This window comes from Streptococcus oralis Uo5 (assembly GCF_000253155.1).
GTDB lineage: Bacteria > Bacillota > Bacilli > Lactobacillales > Streptococcaceae > Streptococcus > Streptococcus oralis_L.
The window spans coordinates 539,331-558,219 of sequence record NC_015291.1 but is presented as its reverse complement, the minus strand read 5'-3'; the positions used below and the strand labels follow the sequence as shown (position 1 = coordinate 558,219).

The following is an 18,889-nucleotide window of genomic DNA, read 5'->3' as shown; positions in this document are numbered from 1 at the left end:
AAAAAGCCTAGGATTCCTAGGCTTTCTGTTTATAGATTATTTTCCAAGGTAGTATTCAGAAACTACGTTCAATTTTTCGTCAAATTCGAATACCAATGGTGGGAAGTTAGGGATTTCCACGTCCATGATTTCGTCGTCTGACAAGCGTTTGATGTGTTTTACAAGGGCACGGATTGAGTTACCGTGAGCTCCTACGAATACGTTTTTACCATCTTTAAGTGCTGGAGCGATTTTGTCTTCCCAGAATGGAAGGGCACGTTCCAAAGTCACTTTCAAGTTTTCAGCATCTGGGATAACTGAGTCATCAAGTGAAGCGTAACGACGGTCAGTGTGAGCTGAGTGCTCATCGTCACGGTCCATGTTTGGAGGCAATACATCGTATGAACGACGCCAGATGTGAACTTGCTCATCACCAAATTGTTCAGCAGCTTCAGCCTTGTTTTTACCAGTCAAACCACCGTAGTGACGTTCGTTCAAGCGCCATGATTTTTCAACTGGAACCCACAATTGGTCAGAAGCTTCAAGAGCCAAGTTTGTTGTTTTGATCGCACGTTTCAATACTGAAGTGTAAGCTTGGTCAAATTCGATACCAGCTTCTTTGATCAATTTACCAGCGTCAATCGCTTGTTGTGTTCCTTTTTCAGACAAATCAACATCAGCCCAACCAGTGAAAAGGTTAGCTTTGTTCCATTCAGACTCACCGTGGCGAGCAAAAACCAATTTTACCATTAGATGGATTCTCCTTTTATTTTTCGAGGTTTCCCTCGTTTATCTATTCTATTTTACACAATTTTTCACAAAAAAGCTAGTTAAAATCAACTAAAAAGAGATAACAGTGTCCTCTCATCTAGTTATTATTAATTCGCGATATTCAATCAAGAAACGATTGCAATTATTTGTTATTTAAAGCATCAATTAAACGATCAGTATTCTTAGTTACATTAGTATCATTGTAACGATTATGAATTAGACCTTCAATTGTTTCTTTGCAATTTTCAAGATTAGCTTTTTCAAATACAACCACACTGACAACATGTGTTCCACCAGAAGTAAGATGCAAAACTAGTAGAGTTTGAAAAGCACTTAGCACTGTTAATGCACCATAAGCAGCTAATATTAATCCTCTGATAAATGAATTTTGCATCATTAGATAATTCTTTAAATAAAAAACAACCCTCAAACGGATTGTTTCACTAAATTATCAGCCAAGACCACGGACTTCTTTCAAAAATTTGGCAAAAGAAACAGCTCCTTTAATGATTAGAAATCCTCCTATCCACTCGGTCGCTGAAAGAAAGCCCAGCACGCCACCAATGATAAATAAAATAGATGGCAGCATTCGAAGTTGTTGATCCTCTTCGAAATAGATTAGCATAAAGGTTCCTAATGCAATTATCAAAATCTTAAAAAATGTCAGGAGTAAAGAAAAGGCAACCGTGACGATCAGCATATTTGAAGGATCTTTATAGACGAGGGCTCCAGTATAGGATAGCAAAAATCGTAGGACGGGTCCCAAAAGTAAAGTCATTCCTGCCACCATACCCAGTCTCCAGTTGAGTCGAACCAATCTATCTCTCTCCATAAAAACCTCCTTCTCTCGTAGCTATCATTCTACCATATTTGCCCCAGAAACAAAAGACCTTCTCAGTCACAAACAAATCGCCTACCTGCTTCCAGATAGCCGAATATAAAAAGAGAAGATCTGTCGATCCTCCCTTTTCATTTTCCAACCCTTATTTCTTAAAAATAGAGGTTCTGAAGTCTTTTGTTTGGTCAAGATAAGCCTTAAAGATTGCTCTCTTCAACTTATGAACGGCACTGTCGATTTCTGGATCATAGTTACTCCAACGCGTACCTTCTGCATCCTTGAGAACAGCTTGGTCCATGAGGGCCTGCAATTCAGTCACACTATTGATGGTCTTGGTCGCATAGCTTGGCCATGGTTTTGTCGGATCTTTAAAGGTCACTTGTTTCAAGTTTTTAAACTGATCCACACGTTCTTTGTACATGGCTTTCTTGAAATCTGCCCAAGATGCATACTTGCCTTCAAACACCTTGTCCAATACAAGATCATCTGTCACCAATCCGCGTTCTTTACCATATAGATTGATGGTTTTACCTTTTTGTTTGGCAATTTCTTCGTATTGATTTGAGATATAAGGTACCATTCCATTCTTAAAGCCTTTGGCAGCCAAAAGTTCGTAAGCGATCCGGCGTCCCATCAGGTCCCCTGGCGTGCCTTTCTCACTGCTGAGAGCAGAAAAGATTGGGGCAAAGAGTTTAATGGTATAGTAGCCATTTCGTTCATAGTCGCCAGTCTGGTACTCACGAGCTGATAAGATGTTGTGGTCAATCAAACTTTCAAAACTATTCAAGTTTTGGGCCTCTGCTTCTGTCAATTCTTTGACTACGTTAGTGGCGTAAACCTCATTTCCATCTGCTGGATCTTTCACATACTTGTTCTCAATTTTTCTGAGAGCCACCATTTTCTGGTAAACATTTAGCTTGTTAACGATTGATTGTCCTTCGAGATATTCTAACATGTAGATAAGGTCAAACATGTTATGGACATAGTTCTGAAGATCTGCTGCCTTTTGGAATCTCTCTGTCGGATCCAATACTTGCAGACGGGAGCCCTCTGCACTATCTGATTTTGAGTGTTTCAAGATGGAGTTGATGGTAATGGTTGCGTCACTTGGTTGGTCAGGGGCTTGCAATAAACCTTTTGCAAAGAACTCTGGTCCCAAGCCACTTCTTCGACCATAGCCGCCAAGGTAGATATCCTGATCGGAATCATGGGTCATTTCATGGGTATAAGTAATGGCTCCATCCTTGTCCAGCATACGGTAAGACATATAGTAGACACCATCCCCTGTTGCGTAGGCTCCATGCTGGTTGTGTACTACCTTATTGCCAACTGGTCCAAAGAAGTTCTTCATAGCTGGATTGGCGCTATCAAACTTAGCCTCCACTGTAGCTTTTCCAGATGTAGTGTCATCCCCAAATTTATAGGCATCATAAAGGAGAATCGTACGATAGAGTTTTTCACGTCCCTCATTATCTAAAATACGATACCAATAATCGTAGTGATCTCGCTGACGTTTGGCTGTTTCACGCGCATTTTCTTCAACAAAGTCATTGAGAGCCTTGCCCGCTTTATGCTCGCTATTGCGGTAGCGATCATAAGCTCCAAATCCTAGACTAGACATAGTTGAGATGACAAAGACGGATCTCTCTGGCAAGGTTAGGAGAGGCAAGACCATATTGCGGTATTTCCATGTGGCACTAATGATGCGGTCATAGACACCGATAGAATACTTGCTACCAGCCTGTCCTTGCTTTGTTTTCACCTCTTCGATAGTGGATTTTTCTTCGACGATGTAAGCCTTGGTCTGTGATTTAAACCAGTCATTGTTGCTTTTCACTGGTAGAAAGACTTTTCGGTAATGTTCCAGCGTGCTAAACAAATCTGTCGTTCCATGTTGACTGGCAAGACTGATACCATAAGTATCGACATTATTCTTAGCTAGAAGATTGTTAAAGCCAGATTTACCCAATTCAATCAGAGTATCTAGTGGTGAAGTATTCCCCTTACCAAAGAAGTCCAGATGGTACAGAACCAGGTCTTTGACATTCACCTGACCATAGCTGAAGTTGTACCAACGCTCCAGATACGCCATACCAAGTAGCAAGGCTTCTTTGTTGCGCTTGATTTTATTTACAAGATAGCCCTTGGTGACTGGGTTATCACCGGCAAGTCCAACATCTGCTGACAAGAGTTTTTTCAAACTATCTTCCAGTTGTTCTTTTGTTTTGGCGAACTGGTCTTCTAGATAGAGCTCAGTTTGCTTGACGTTTGGAGAAATACCGAGCGTCTTTCTGATGGCTTCTGAGTGGTAATCAACATTTTGTAAGTCAGGTAAGACTTGCTTGATGATAGAGCTTTGGTCATACAAGAATTGGTTTGGCGTATAGAGAAGGCCAGTATCTCCTAGACTATATTCTGCTAATTTGGCAAAATCAGCCTGGTACTTGAGATTGAGCTTCTCAGATGAATGATCCTTGTAGTGAAGCAAGAGTTTGTTTGCAGTCTGTTTGTTAGAAACAATATCTGTGATGACTTGGTTATCCTTCATCATAACTGCTGACAAGAGTTCTTTTTGATATAACAGACTGTTCTCATTGACTAGATTTCCGTATTTGACGATGGTTGCCTTGTTGTAGAAAGGTAGTAATTTTTCAATATTTTTATAAGCCAAGGCGCGCTTAGCTTGATAATGAGCCACCTTAGAAAAGTCACTGTCTTTTTTGCCACTTGTTGAGAGAGGCTCCACTGTTGGTAGAGTAAGAGGATTGATGGCTACTTTTTTGCTTTCGATTTGGGAAGCATCTAGCATTGTTCCTCTTTCTTCAAAGGATTCCTTGCTGACGACCTCATCCTTGACTAAGGTGACATTGTAGACTCTGTTGGACTTGCTACTGAATGTGTCCTTCACCTTCATTCCATTGTAGTGGTAACCGGTAATGGCATTCCCGTTGGTTACATTGACATCACTGAGAACATTGGTCAATCTTCCAGCATGCTTTTCTAGATTAGAAGTTCGGTCCCACAAATAGCCTGCTACTCCCGCTACTCTACCAAAGTGCTTGGCATTGTTAATATCGCCTTCAGCATAGCTATCTTGGATTTGTGCATCCTGATCTACTAGACCTGCAAGACCACCCACAGTCTGATCTGAACTATTTGTGTTAGATGAAATGGCTACTGTCGCTTTTGACTTGGTAAGCAAAGCCCTGTTTCCTGTCAAATGACCGACCAGACCACCGATATTGTAAGCAGCAGTCGTTTCATAAGTGTTGATAATTCTTCCCTTGAAACTGCTCTCTGTGATTCTTGATTGATCCGCCTTAGCCAGCAAACCACCGATACCACGTTCACCAGCCAGAACACCATCGATATGAACTTGCTGAATCTTTGTGCCATTCTGAGCTTCATAGGCCAGTGAACCGATAGCATCTTTCCCTGAAATGGAGACATTTTTCAGACTCAATTTTTCTACTGTGGCACTACTCAAGGTTTCAAACAGAGGCTTTTTCAAGTTGTAAATAGCATACTGCTTGCCATCTTTTTCACCGATCAACTGACCAGTAAAGGTGCCTTTGATATAGGATCTTTCATCAGGACCCAACTCTACTTCATTGGCGTTCAAGCTAGCTCCCAAATAATAAATTCCAGAGAGATTCTGCTTGATAGCTTTGACGAGATTACTAAAGGAAGTGAAGTTTGTCGTTTCCTCTCTAGCCTTCTTAGCTAGGTAGAAGGTGAAATTATCAACATATTTATTTTCTAGCTCTTGCTGGAGTTTCTCAGCCTTGGCTGTGATTTTATAAACTGGCTGACCATCTTTCGTTTCAGCCGTTATTGAAGCGACTGGTAGATAGACATCTTTAAATGACGAGGATTTAACCTTGACAAAGTAAGTGTCTGGATTACTTGGGACACCGTCTAAAGAAACGTGTTGTTTGTAAGTACCATTGGTCTGACTATACAACTCCAAATCCGAAACATTTCTTAATTCAAGTGTTTTTTCTGGATCTTTTTCTTTTGGTTTTTCTGTCGGAGCTTCCGGTTTTACTTGCTCGGTATTGCCAGTATATTCTGGAAGAGGAGTGACTTGTTCCGGTTCAACGACGGCTCCTGCTTGCTCACCAGTATATTCTGGTAGGGAAGACTGAGTCTCAGGTTCGACAATAGCACCAGCCTGTGTTCCCTGATACTCAGGTAGTGGAGCGACTTGTTCTGGTTCTACAATCGCTCCCGCTTGAGTTCCTGTATACTCTTGTGTTGGTGGCACCTGTTCAGGATCTACGATTGCTCCAGACTGGACGCCCCCAACCTCTGGTTCAACTTTTTCCGGTTCAACGATGGCACCAGCTTGGGTTCCCTGATACTCAGGTAATGGAGATACTTGCTCAGGTTCAACGACTGCTCCTGCTTGGGTGCCTGTATATTCTGGTTTTTCGGCTATCTCAGCCTCTACAATCGCTCCCGCTTGCTCACCTTTATATTCTGGTAAGGAAGCCTGAGTCTCAGGCTCTCCTTTTCTTGCAGACTGAGGTGCCTCACTCGGTACAACTGCCTTCTTAGTCCCTTTTTCTATTATACGTGGTAAGGCTTCTTCTACCTTGGTTGAGAGAACTTCACGGGAAATTTCTTGGTTTTCAACAGTGAAAATGCGAACAAGTTCAATCTTCTTCCCAGCACGACCTTCTTGTTTGACATGGATGGTCCCCTCTGCTAGTTCTGGATTTTCCTGAACCACTTCTGAAAAGTCTAGTTTGGTTACAATCTCTTGGTCTTTGTATAGGAGCTCTGGTTTGTTCACGCGACCAGCCAAGACTTCGTCCTGAGGATCTACACTAGCAATACCAGACGGCTTTGGATTGGATGAATCTTGAGATGGGATTGGCTTGTCAGCAGGGCTTGTTGGAGACGGAGTTTTCTGCTCATCTACTGCCTTTTGCCCACCTACATTGGTCTGAAAATGAGGTTGAACCGTGTAGTCAAGTTTCTGATCTCTAGCAGCAGTTTCTTGCAGACTAGCGTCCTTGTCTTGCTTAATATAGCCTAGGTAAGTATAACCCGATAGGGTGCGTGGCAAAGGCAGACTATCTCCTTGGGATAATTGGTATTCCTGATTGTACTGGAGCAAAAGTTGATTTTCAATAGCCTGAACTGAAGAAGCCAAACCACTGCTCATCCCTGTTAGCAAAATCACATTCAAGAGGGCTTTCTTTTTGCCTTTCTTTTTGGATACAACAAAAATAAGAAGGCCAATTGAAGCTAGGGCTCCACCTGATAAAACACTAGTAAGACTATGCTGCCCACCTGTATTGGGCAACTGACCTAGCTGGGCTTTCTCATCCATACGGTAGACTAGATAATAGGTGCTCTCACTATCCTCAACAATTTTAGGAATGTCCTTAACAATCAAGTCTTTTTCTTGTTCACTCAACTCCGTATCCGTCACATATTTGTAGTGAACAGCTACATTTTCTTGAGCAAATACGGTACCACTGCTAGCAATGGACACAAAAAATAGGCTTGAAATCGAAGCTGATACAAGACCAATTGCTAATTTTCGTAAGGAGAAACGATGCTGCTTCTCTCCAAAAAACTTTTTCATTCTAAATCCTCTCAACTTTTACCTTCTATCAAGAAAATAACTAGAATTATATTTTGATATAGGGAATTTACATTCATCATTATACTATAAAAAGAGTTCCTTGTCTCCAATAAATACTCTAGATTTTACGATTATTAAAGCTTATTTATCCTGTCAAATTTACCCCTGCTTGATGACAAAAAAGAAGGCTAATCGCCTTCTCTTATTTCAAAATAATCCTAACAAAAAGTCATTATTCTTGAATCTCGAACTTTTTCAAAAGTCCAAAATAGAGGGATCCACCAATGATTGTCAGAATTCCTCCTACCCATCCCAAGAATGGGATCAATCCAACAGAACCACCCACGATAAACAAGATAGAGGGTGCAGGCGTCACACGTTCATCGTCCTTGTAATAGACAATAGACACAATTCCTAAAACCAAGACAGCAATTTTTACCAATGACAAAATAATTGAAAAAATCGTCAATATACCAACTGTTGCATCAGAGTCCTCCGTCGCCGCAGCAGCCCCGACAGCTATCATAAACATAACAAGAGGTGCCAACAGCAAGACGATACCTGAAATAAGACCAAAAATCGCATTTACGCGAGCAAGTGCTTTTGTTTTCATCTGAATCTCCTTAAAAAAATTTTTACAACTATCATTTTACCATATTTTCATGAAAAACAAAAGAAATTTCAAAATGAGTATACTAGATGGTGAATGATTTCCAATTTCTCTCCAGAAATTTAGAGTAAAAAATAGGTCATGTATCAGATTGTTTGTAAATTCATTCGTTTTTGTACTAAGCAAGCCATTCACCTAAAAAAAGAAGATCACTTGGATCTTCTTTTTTCGTGTCTATCTTTGCAAAAAGCTTATCTTTCAAAGATGGACTGTCTGAAGTCGTCTGTGGCACGTAGATAAGCGTTGAAAATACGATACTTGAGTTGGGCGACACTGCTCTTAGAGCTGTCTGATAAGGCACGATCAATGTTCTTAGCTGAGGCATCCGCTAGTACTGCTAAGTACATATAATCTTGCAATTCCTCATAAGAAGAAATCGTAATTTGTCGTTTGCTATCTAGTTTTCCTGCTTCAAACTCGATGGTGATAGGGCGAAGGAAGTTTTGAGCCTTGTTGTATCGCTCATTTAGCATAGCTTTCTTCAAATCCTTCCATGATTCATACTGACTACCGTAGAGGTTTTTAAGGATTAGATCATCTCCAATTACACCGACATCTCCTCTGTTCCAGATTGAGTAGGTCTTATGACCTTCTTTAAGCGCTTGGCCGGAGTATTGGCCAGATACATATGGGACAAATCCTTGTTGGTAACCCTTGTCTCCGAGCAATTCATAGGCTCTACGACGGAACATAAGTCCACCAGGTGCACCAGTTGGATTGTCCAGAGCTGCATAGAAGGAAGCAAACATATTGACGATGTAGTAGCCATTTCGTCCAAAGCTAGCGGTATCCCAACCGTCCCGACGTCCAATGATATTATGATCAACCAGAGCATCGACAGATTTTAGTTTGGATGCTTCTTCAGCTGTTATTGGAACGATTCGATCATCAGCGTGAGCTTGTTTACCATAAGACGTATTCTCAAATTTATAATTTTCAGCCTTACGGTACCATTTCATTTTCTGCTGATCAGTTAGAACTCCAGTAACAATATCCCCTTCTACATAATCCAGAAGGTTCAGTACGTCAAAAACTCCATGCATGTAATCGCGAAGTGCATCTGCTGAGGAGAATCGAGCAACAGGATCATAGGTATGGTAACGAGAGGTCGAATCTTTATCTCCTTGATAGAAACTATTGAGAACGAGACCTTTTTCGCTAACATTGGTTACAGACTCTAACATTCCTGTAGCAAAGCTCTCCGGTCCTTCACCCTCACGACGACCATGTCCTTCAAAATAGATAGAACCATCCGAGTTGTGGGTCATTTCATGGGTATACACCATGGTTCCAGAAGCTCCCAGCATCTGGTCATAGACGTAGAAGACTTCATAACCATTAGCAAAGGCCCCTAGTCCATTGTCTCCGTGATACTTGCCAGCAGGACCAAAGAAATTGTACATAGCAACAGATGTCTTATCATTACGCGGAGCCCAATATTGATGGCCTTTATCATTGTAAACAAAGAAACCGTCTGTAACGATCACCCGTCTGAATAGAGTGTCTTTCCTGTTTGGACTTAGAATGTTATACCACATATCATAGTGGTTTCGTTGCCATTCAGCTGATTGATCCACAAGTTTTTCAACGTGTCGATGGAGTTCCTCGCCTGAGAGAACTCTGCCACCTTCTTTCCTGTAGCTTCCAAAGCTACCAAAGGCAATGGTCGACATATTGCTGATGATAAAGACATCTCTTTCAGGTAAGGTCAGAAGTTGGAGGACCATTTGCTTGAAGCCCCAATCTCCCTGAGTCAGTCTGTCGTAGACCTTGATTGTATACTTACTCTTACGATCTGCATTGTCCTGCTTAGCCTGAATTTCTGGCAGGCTTGAACGAGCCTCTACGATATAAGCCTTGGTATTTTCCTTAAACCACTCACTATTGGTTTTGTGTGGCAAGAAGAGTTCACGCAGACTCTCTAAGTAAGCAAAGAGGTCTCCTTTCCCTTTTTCCTTGGCTAGAGATTGTCGGTAAGCATTGAAGTTGTTTTGCGCTCGAAGATTGCCCATTCCAGAGTTCCCGAGAGCGATGATAGTATCCAGTGTCGAAGCTGCTTGATTGCCAAAGAAATCAAACTTATAGGCATTAAGATCTTTGGTATTGAACGTGCCATAGTTGACATTGTACCATCGGTTGAGATAGGTCAGACCAAGCATGAAGGCCTCTTTGTTCTGCAGAATCTTTTGGCTAATCGCATCCGCTACAGCAGGGCCAAGGGTGTTGATCGACTTATCAACTGAAAGCACCTTAAGGAGTTCCTGACCTAGTTCGGCTTTGGTTTGTTCAAAGGCTTTTTCTAGATAAAGATCATCTAAGGAAGCTGTTTCACCAATTCCAAGGACCTTTCGAACTGCAGCTGAGTCATAGGTCACAGCTTTGAGTTCTTCCAAGACACTCGCTTTAATGGACTGATAGTCAGATAGGAAGACTTCTGGCGTATAGAGCAAATTCTTATCAGCGATGCTATATTCTGCAATCTGGCCATTGGCAAAATCACCCTTGTAGGTCAGATCAAGATAAGCGATCGTCTTATCTGCATAATGCAGCATCAGTCTATTGATTTCACCCTTATGGCTGTTGACGTCCGTTATCAGTGTCTCATCTTTCATCGGAACCACATCTAGCAGGGCTACTTTGTTGAGTTTATCATCTTCAGCTAATTGGTTGGCTGTATGAACGATGAAGTCTTTGTTGTAGAATGGTAATAGTTTTTCTACATTTTCGTAGGCTTGCTTTCTGGACTCCTGGGCTCCCCTCACTCGACTATAGTCTGTTTGATGCTGGTAAGCTTGCTGCAATGACTCTTGGTCCGTCAAGTTTGAAGTGATTCCAAAGGACTGACGTTTGGCTTGCGCATCGGCTTCTGAAATAGAACGGACAAAACGCTCATCTTTTCGATTTGCTGTAGTTCCTTCAAGAACATAAGAGTCCCGAACAGAGGCCTCAGGATACGGATCTCCTGTCATCGCATGACCATTTTGAACCTTGACACTAGTCAAGACATTTCGGACCTGTCCATTGTTCCAAGTAGATCCGATCGCTCCACCGACTTGGCCAGAATGACCTCCATTTTGGATAGAACCAGTCACATAAGAAGTTTCTAATCTAGCTCCATTTTGCAAGCGACCAATCAAGCCACCAACACGCTGGTCTCCATTTCGACCTGTTACTTGGATAGATACATCCGCCTGACTCTTCTGCGCCAATGATTGGTTGCCGTGGAAATTACCGACCAGGCCACCAATATTGTACTCCTGCCCCCCATCTTGGGTGCTGGTGATAGACCCTTTAAAGGCAACATTGGTTAGTTTGGTGTTTTGGGAAACTCCTACGAGTCCACCGATATGCTTGTTACCAGATAGACTACCACTTACAGAAACATCCGTAATCGTTGCATTCTGAGCGTTGCTAGCCAAGGTCCCTATAGAGTCCTTGCCTGTAACTGCAGCCGATTTCAAGGTCAGTTGCTGGATGGTGGCATTTTTCAAGGTTGCAAAGAGTGGTTTTGCCAAGTTGTAGATGGTATAATCTTTGCCATCCACTCGGCTAGTTAGACTACCTGAAAATTCTTCTGGTACATAGCTTGTCGCAGAATGTTCTAACTGAATCTCATCCGCTGAAACATCCGCTCCTAGTTTGAAGTTTCCAGTCGGGTTTGACTTCATGGCCTCTATGAGCGCTTTGAAGGACGTATAGATTCCTTCTTGGCTAAGAGGCGTTTTCGGAAAATCAAAGGAGTAATCTGGACGATAATGGTCCCCTTCTCCCTCAACAAGCTGATTGGCTGATACAGTTACGGAGTAGGCATTGCCCTTATCTGTAACCTTAGAAACGGGTAAGAGCATATCCTTGAACTTGTCTGACTGAATTCGGACATAGTAGTTGTTCAAATCAGACGGCACTTCTGACAAGGATAGGTAACGTCGGTAGTGACTGCCATCTTTACCGTACAGTTCGATGCGGTCGATATCTTTGATTTCAACCTTCTTATAATCTAGCTGAACTGGACGTTGATCCTCTATACTAGTTTGTTCCCCCTGACCTAGGTCATACTTCATGACAGTTTTGAGAGTATAAGGAGTATAGTAATCCAAGTCATCAAGTGTCAATTTTTGAGCGAGATCCACAAGGTCGACTTCCTTGATCAACGTTTCGCCCTTGTATAGTTGCGCTTTGGCTGATTGATAGCTAGCTGTAGCATCCGTCAAGTGATAGCTAAGAGAAACTTGGCGCTTATCTTCTTCCTTCTCGACACGGACTAGAGAGAGGGTTGGTTTTCTCTTGACACCATCCAGAGCTTGACGAGCGGCCTCGAGATCCGTTCGAACTTGATCGACCAAGGCTTGATTGGCGAAAGGATTGTCCAAAACGAGCTTGGCCTGATCTAGAGCACGGCGATAGCGGAGTTTGGCTTGTTCATCAGCATACTGGTAAGCAACTGTAGACTGAGTCACATCCTTCATGTCAAATTCAACACCAAGAGTTTTCTTATCAACAGGTTGGCCGTCTAGGTTTTTCTTAGCAGTTTCAAGGGCTTTTTTCAAAGAATCAACCTGTTCTTGACTGGCATGAGATGTCTCAAAGAGAGCTTGGGCATTTGCAACTGCCTGTTTATAAGACTCTTGATCTGCAGTGGTATCATTGAAATACTGATGCGTTTTCTGGATGCTGTCGGCCTCTTCCACTAATTGGTGCAAGGGTTCGAGGTCGAGGGTTCCTTTTTCTGGTTCCACAGGTGCGTGATCCGCATTTGTAGAAATTGGTTTTGTACCGACTTTGATAATCTGAGGAACTGCTTCTTTTGTGATAGTGTTAGAGATTTCCTCTGTATTTTCGACTTTTCCATCTACTAAATACTGACGAATGACAATCGTACGCACACCATCTTGACCAGCTTGGCTAACTTCTCTTTGCCCCAATGGCAGGTCTGCACTTTCCACTTCCTTAGTTGGATAGGGTTCGGCCACTGTTGTGGTAACGTCCTTTTCTTCAACGTTTAAGCTTGGAACTTCATTTACAGGAGCGTCTGTTGGTTTCTCGCTAACAGGAGCAGTTCCAAACGTTACGATCTCTGAGACCGCCGGAGTCGTCACTTCGTTAGAGATTTCCTGGCTTCTCTCTACTTTTCCATCTACCATGTACTGACGGGTGACGATAGTACGCACACCATCTTGACCAGCTTGGGTTATCTTGGTCTGGCCAACTGGTAAACTATCACTCTCTACTCGTTCTCGAGTGTAGGGTTCTGCTACCGTCGTAGTAACATCCTTTTCTTCAACCTCTAGACTTGGAACTTCATTTACAGGAGCATCTGTTGGTTTCTCGCTAACAGGGCCTGTACCAACTGTTACGATTTCTGAGACCGCTGGAGTCGTCACTTCGTTAGAGAGTTCCTGGCTTCTCTCTACTTTTCCATCTACCATGTACTGACGGGTGACGATTGTACGCACGCCATCTTGACCAGCTTGAGTTATCTTGATTTGGCCAACTGGCAAGCTATCACTCTCAACTCGTTCTCGAGTGTAGGGTTCTGCTACCGTCGTAGTAACATCCTTTTCCTCAACGTTTAAGCTTGGAACTTCATTTACAGGAGCGTCTGTTGGTTTTTCACTAACGGACTCCTCTGGGCTTGGTTTTGTAGGAGAAAGGACCTTGCTTCCGACTTTTCTAATCTCAGAAGTCGGCTCAGTCGTTACCTGATTGGAAACCTCCTCTGTATGGATCACCTGACCATTTAAAATGTAGCTGCGGGTCACGATGGTACGACTACCATTTTTCCCTGCCTGAATCACCTCAGTTTGACCTTGCGGCAAATCAGCTGCCTCTACTTCCACCACTTGGAAAGGAATAATCTCTGTACGACTCGTATCTTTACTTTCAACCTTTAACTCTGGTTGTTCAAATACAGGAGCATCACTTGGTTTCTGAGCACGGTACTCTTCCTGCGCTTGGCTTCCGTTTGAAGTTTGAACTGGAGTATCAATAGGAGCCGAATGATTCAACTCTTTTTTGCCATCAACTGAAGGCTTCACTTCTTTTTGAGATTTCAAATAGCCTACATATTGGTAGCCTTCAATCGTAAGTGGGGATTGCAATGTTTCCCCGACCTGTACAGTCAATTCCTGATTATAGTCTGCCAGCATTTGATTTGTCAAAGCCAAGGAAGTTGGCGCAATCAGCTGACTTCCTAGACTGGTCAAAAGCATGAATGAAGCAAGTTTCTTGCGATCATCTCTACCCAGTTTAATCGCTACGACCAGTAGCACAATGCCTGCCCCTGCTGCAATTGAGCTAATAAGTTGGCTGTGACCAGTTGCAGGCAGCTGTCTCGTCGGACGATAAATCAAATAGTAAGTATCATCTGTTTCCTCAGCAAACTGTGGCAATTCTTTGACTACCAATTGCTTCTCTTGGTCTGAGAGCTCACTTTCTGTCACGTACTTATAGTGGATCTGTTTTGTGACGGATGGCGTCGGTTCACTGGCTGCTACATTTGAAAGAGAACCTCCTCCACTAAAAAGGTAGAAAACCCCTACCAAAGCAGAAACTAAACCAACCGAAACTTTTCTCAATGAAAAACGCTGGTGCTTTTCTCCTAAATAATTTCTTTTCATTCCTAATCTTTCCTTCATCATGATTTGAATCCCCTCTATTCTACCGAAATTTACTAGATTATTCAATTTATTTGTCACAATTTTTAAGGAAACTAATTCTTCTAAAAGCACTCTTATCAAGCACTAAAGATTTTCATGATTCTTATAAAAACTTTCCGAAAATATAGCCAAAAATCGTATTTTTATACATCTTTGTTTTAGATATAAGAAGACTAGAATCCAACAAAAAAGAGAGAAATGACTTCCTCTCTTTTTCCTTTTCATCTCATTTTAAACTATGAGAAGACATATTTCTAATCTGATTATTTGGCTTCAAATCCTTCTGCGACAGCGTCCGCAAAGTTTTCTTCTACGATGCTTGCACAGTGGTCACAGATAACTGCATGGTAGCTACGTTCTGCAGTAGTTGGATCGATACGACGGCAGCGGTCACATACTTCACCTGTAGCGCGTTCAACTGTAAAGGCAACATCTTCAAAGCTTACTGCACTCTCTGGAGCTGGTCCTTCTGCGATGGTCAATTCTGACACGATCAAAAGTTGAGCTACATTGCTATCCACTGCTCCAAGAAGAGTTTTCACCACTTCATTTGGATAAACTGTCAAGTGGGCTTCGAGTGATTTACCGATTACTTTTGCATTACGCGCTTCTTCCAAGGCTTTTTGAGCTTGTCCACGGAAGTCCATGAAAGCTGCCCATGTATCCAAGATCTCTTCCTGGTTGGCAAAAGTTTGAGCCTCTGGTAATTCAGACAATTGAACGAAGTCTTCAGCTTCAAACTCAAGATATGACCAGATTTCCTCTGCTGTGTGAGGAAGGATTGGTGTCAAGAGTTTGGTGATTTTGACAAGAATGTCATAGAAGACAGTCTGCATTTGACGGCGTTCGAGTGATTTGGCACCTTCGATGTAGACAACGTCTTTGGCAAAATCAAGGTAGAAGGCTGACAAATCAACATTGATAAAGTTCACCAAGGCCTTGTAGATTGTCAAGAATTCAAAGTTGGCATAAGCATCACGAATCGTTTTCACAAGCTGGTTAAAGCGAATGGTCATGTACTTGTCAACAGAACGAAGCTCATCGTAAGCTACTGCGTCTTGAGCTGGGTTAAAGTCAGATGTATTGGCAATCAAGAAGCGAAGAGTGTTCCGGATCTTACGGTAAGTTTCAGAGACTTGGCTCAAGATATCCATAGAGATACGCACGTCGTTGCTTGAGTCCACACTTGTTACCCAGAGACGCAAGATTTCCGCACCAAATTGTTTTTCAACATCACTTGGAGCAATGGTATTTCCAAGAGATTTAGACATCTTCTCACCTTTACCATCAAGCGCAAATCCTTGTGACAAGATTTGTTTGTAAGGAGCAACGCCATGGTTAGCAACAGATGTGATAAGTGATGAGTTGAACCAACCACGGTACTGGTCAGAACCTTCAAGGTATAGATCTGCTGGGTATTTAAGTTCTGGACGGTTGACCACCACTCCATTCCATGATGAACCTGAGTCAAACCATACGTCCATGATATCTGTTTCTTTCTTGAACTCGCCATTTGGTGAACCTTGATGCGTAAATCCTTCTGGCAAGAGGTCTTTGGCATCACGTTCCCACCAGATGATAGAACCGTGTTCCTCAAAGAGTTGAGCCACGTGCTCGATCGTTTCAGCTGTCATGATTGGTGTGCCATCTTCTGCGTAGAAGATTGGAAGAGGAACTCCCCAAGCACGTTGACGAGAGATGACCCAGTCACCACGGTCACGAATCATGTTGTAAAGACGGACTTTACCCCATTCTGAGTGGAACTTGACTTTTTCAATTTCGTCCAAGATTTCTTGGCGGAATTTTGAAACTGAGGCAAACCATTGTGGAACAGCACGCCAGATGATTGGTTTCTTGGTACGCCAGTCAAATGGATATGAGTGAGAGATTTCTTCTTGGGCAAGGAGAAGATTACCAAGTTTCTCGATAACAGTTGGTACAACCTTGTCATAGAATTGACCTTCGAACTCAGCACCTGCATTTGCCATCATAATACCACGTTCGTTAACTGTTACAGCAACTTCAAGACCGTTGGCAACACCGACATTGTAGTCATCCTCACCAAAACCTGGAGCTGTATGGACAATACCTGTACCAGAGTCTGTTGTAACGTGGTCACCAAGGATTACCAACTCATCTACTGCTGTATCCCATGGGTGAGCTGTCACGATTTGGTTGAGTTCTTGCCCACGATAGGTCGCCAAGACCTGAACATCAGCCCAGCCAAATTTCTCAGACAAACTGTTCAACAATTCTGAAGCAACCACAAACTTACGAGATTCTCCAGCAGGTTGTACGACTACGTAATCAATATCCGTACCAACAGTCAACCCACGAGAAGCAGTGATGGTAAATGGAGTTGTTGTCCAAACAACGATGTAAGTATCTGTATCAAGCACACCTTTTCCGTCTTTGACACGGTTAGCATAGTAAAGGGAAGTTGAAAGCAAGTCATGGTATTCAATTTCCGCTTCTGCAAGAGCTGACTCAGAAGACCATGACCAGTAAACTGGCTTGGCACCACGATAGATATAGCCCTTTTTAGCCATTTCACCGAAGACACGGATTTGAGCTGCTTCATAGTCTGGAGTCAAAGTCACATAAGGATTTTCCCAGTCACCAGAAACACCCAAACGTTTAAAGTCATCCCGTTGTTTATCAACTTGAGAAAGAGCATACTCGCGGCAAAGTTTCAAGTACTCAACCAAGTCCATTTCTTTACGTTTAACACCTTGTTTTGCCAAAACTTGTTCGATTGGCAGACCATGTGTATCCCAACCTGGGATATAAGGAGCGTAAAATCCTGACATAGACTTAGAACGAACAATAATATCTTTGGAAATCTTGTTCATGGCATGTCCAACATGGATATTTCCGTTTGCATACGGAGGTCCATCATGCAAAGTGAAATGTGGTTTTCCTTGGTTCAATTCTTGACGACGTTGGTAAAGTTTTGCTTCTTCCCATTCTTTTTGCCAAACTGGTTCTTTGGTTGGAAGACCAGCACGCATAGGAAAGTCTGTTTTCCCTAGATTGAGGGTTTCTTTAAGTTTCATTGTTACTCCTTTAATTTAAACTGACAAAATAAAAACCACGATTCGCAAAAAGGACGAAAATCGTGGTACCACCTTTGTTCGAAAAAAGACAGGGTCTCTTTTCCTCTTTTCCCGTAACGTGGGGGACGTCTAGTCTTACTGGTTTCGGACTGGATTTGTTGAGAGGATAATCTAACCACTAGGGATTGCAGGACTCGCACCATCTCCCGCTCGCTGAAAATATAGTTGGTTAGATCTTATTCTCACATTTTCTTATAGGATAAGAACAGATTCTTTGTTTGCATCTTCCTCAGTTGCTGCAGTAGCTTCTACTTCAACTGACTCTTCATGCTGGACAATTTCTTCTGTCTGTTGATTTTGTTGGGCTTCAAATTCAGCCAATTCTTTGTTGCCAGCCTCGATACGAGCTTGCAATTCAGCAACCTCTTCTGGTGTGAATTGACGAGTCATATCAATTGGTTCTTCCTCTGGTTGTAAAGATACTGATTCACCAAGAACTTCACCAACCACCTCTTTAAAGGCTTCATCACTTGTTTGAAGGTAAGTAGCTGTTGGGCGAAGAATATCTTCCCAATCAGATGACTCGACAATAGCCAATTGACTTTCAATCGTAGATTTGAGGCGTTGATGGAATACACGACTCTTGTTCTTCAACTCTTCTGTCTCAACGGCAACTTTCTTCGCATTATCTGTTGCCTGACGAAGAATTTCGTTTGCCTTGTATTTCGCTTCTTCGAGCAAACGCTGAGCGTCTTGTTCAGCTTGTTGAATGATATTGTTTGAACGTTCTTGAGCAGCTTGTTTGACACGCTCAGCAGTATCTTGGGCTATCAAAACTGACTGACTCAAGGAATCCTTCATTTCATCAAAGTAAGACAAACGCTCTTCCAAGTTCTTGATGTGCGTTTCTTTGTCGTGATTGCTACGAACCAAGTCTTCATAGTCACGAACAACGATATCCAGAAATTCATCTACTTCTTCTGGGTCAAAACCTCTAAATCTTGTACCAAAGGTTTTATCTTTAATTTCTAACGATGTAATTGGCATACTTTTCCTCACTTACTTAATAAAAAATAGAATCATTAATTGCTTCTGGTTCTTGCTCGCTTGTTACTGTTCTCTTAGGAATATCATTCGTATAATAGGAAAGACGTTCTTCTAGTTTTTTGATATAGAGTTCAGTTTCATCTTTGTATCGAATCATCTCCTCTAATTCAAAGTAAATCTTATCTAGAAAGAGGTCAACTTCTTCCTGATTGTAGCCTCTGAATGTTCTTGAGAAAGCTTTATCACTTATTTCTTGTGGTGTAATCGACATAT

The 18,889-nt window shown here is 42.2% G+C and carries 9 protein-coding genes; all 9 read right to left on the bottom strand.

The features are described 5' to 3' along the window. Window positions 1-36: 36 nt before the first annotated feature. The gene (locus tag SOR_RS02885) at window positions 37-729 is read right to left on the bottom strand and encodes a phosphoglycerate mutase (RefSeq protein ID WP_000240130.1); all 693 of its coding nucleotides are present in this window, start codon (window positions 727-729) and stop codon (window positions 37-39) included. 163 nt (window positions 730-892) lie between these two features. Further along, window positions 893-1,147, bottom strand: coding sequence for a hypothetical protein (locus SOR_RS02880; protein ID WP_000983489.1), 255 nt, complete (start codon window positions 1,145-1,147; stop codon window positions 893-895). A 54-nt stretch (window positions 1,148-1,201) separates the two neighbouring features. Beyond that, on the bottom strand, window positions 1,202-1,582 hold the full coding sequence (locus SOR_RS02875; RefSeq protein WP_000439022.1) for a hypothetical protein: 381 nt from the start codon (window positions 1,580-1,582) through the stop codon (window positions 1,202-1,204). A 151-nt stretch (window positions 1,583-1,733) separates the two neighbouring features. Continuing rightward, complete coding sequence (locus SOR_RS02870; protein ID WP_000713078.1) at window positions 1,734-7,187, bottom strand: ZmpA/ZmpB/ZmpC family metallo-endopeptidase; 5,454 nt, start codon at window positions 7,185-7,187, stop codon at window positions 1,734-1,736. 232 nt (window positions 7,188-7,419) lie between these two features. Then, window positions 7,420-7,800 carry a hypothetical protein gene (locus tag SOR_RS02865; protein ID WP_000849882.1) on the bottom strand — a complete coding sequence of 127 codons (381 nt, stop codon included), beginning with the start codon at window positions 7,798-7,800 and terminating at the stop codon, window positions 7,420-7,422. Window positions 7,801-8,048: 248 nt separating this feature from the next. After that, window positions 8,049-14,474: a ZmpA/ZmpB/ZmpC family metallo-endopeptidase gene (locus SOR_RS02860; protein ID WP_232501613.1), complete on the bottom strand. Its 6,426-nt coding sequence runs from the start codon at window positions 14,472-14,474 to the stop codon at window positions 8,049-8,051. A 302-nt stretch (window positions 14,475-14,776) separates the two neighbouring features. Beyond that, entirely contained in the window at window positions 14,777-17,569 is a 2,793-nt protein-coding gene (ileS, locus tag SOR_RS02855) for an isoleucine--tRNA ligase (RefSeq protein ID WP_000768141.1), read from the bottom strand. A gap of 252 nt (window positions 17,570-17,821) precedes the next feature. Then, window positions 17,822-18,616: a DivIVA domain-containing protein gene (locus tag SOR_RS02850; protein ID WP_001123182.1), complete on the bottom strand. Its 795-nt coding sequence runs from the start codon at window positions 18,614-18,616 to the stop codon at window positions 17,822-17,824. A gap of 16 nt (window positions 18,617-18,632) precedes the next feature. Next, complete coding sequence (locus tag SOR_RS02845; RefSeq protein WP_000028988.1) at window positions 18,633-18,887, bottom strand: DivIVA domain-containing protein; 255 nt, start codon at window positions 18,885-18,887, stop codon at window positions 18,633-18,635. Window positions 18,888-18,889: the final 2 nt, after the last annotated feature.

Bases quoted from the DNA above. Each gene is read 5' to 3' on its own strand.
- SOR_RS02885 (WP_000240130.1), bottom strand. From the start codon at position 729: ATGGTAAAATTGGTTTTTGCTCGCCACGGTGAGTCTGAATGGAACAAA.
- SOR_RS02880 (WP_000983489.1), bottom strand. From the start codon at position 1,147: ATGATGCAAAATTCATTTATCAGAGGATTAATATTAGCTGCTTATGGT.
- SOR_RS02875 (WP_000439022.1), bottom strand. From the start codon at position 1,582: ATGGAGAGAGATAGATTGGTTCGACTCAACTGGAGACTGGGTATGGTG.
- SOR_RS02870 (WP_000713078.1), bottom strand. From the start codon at position 7,187: ATGAAAAAGTTTTTTGGAGAGAAGCAGCATCGTTTCTCCTTACGAAAA.
- SOR_RS02865 (WP_000849882.1), bottom strand. From the start codon at position 7,800: ATGAAAACAAAAGCACTTGCTCGCGTAAATGCGATTTTTGGTCTTATT.
- SOR_RS02860 (WP_232501613.1), bottom strand. From the start codon at position 14,474: ATGAAAAGAAATTATTTAGGAGAAAAGCACCAGCGTTTTTCATTGAGA.
- ileS (WP_000768141.1), bottom strand. From the start codon at position 17,569: ATGAAACTTAAAGAAACCCTCAATCTAGGGAAAACAGACTTTCCTATG.
- SOR_RS02850 (WP_001123182.1), bottom strand. From the start codon at position 18,616: ATGCCAATTACATCGTTAGAAATTAAAGATAAAACCTTTGGTACAAGA.
- SOR_RS02845 (WP_000028988.1), bottom strand. From the start codon at position 18,887: ATGTCGATTACACCACAAGAAATAAGTGATAAAGCTTTCTCAAGAACA.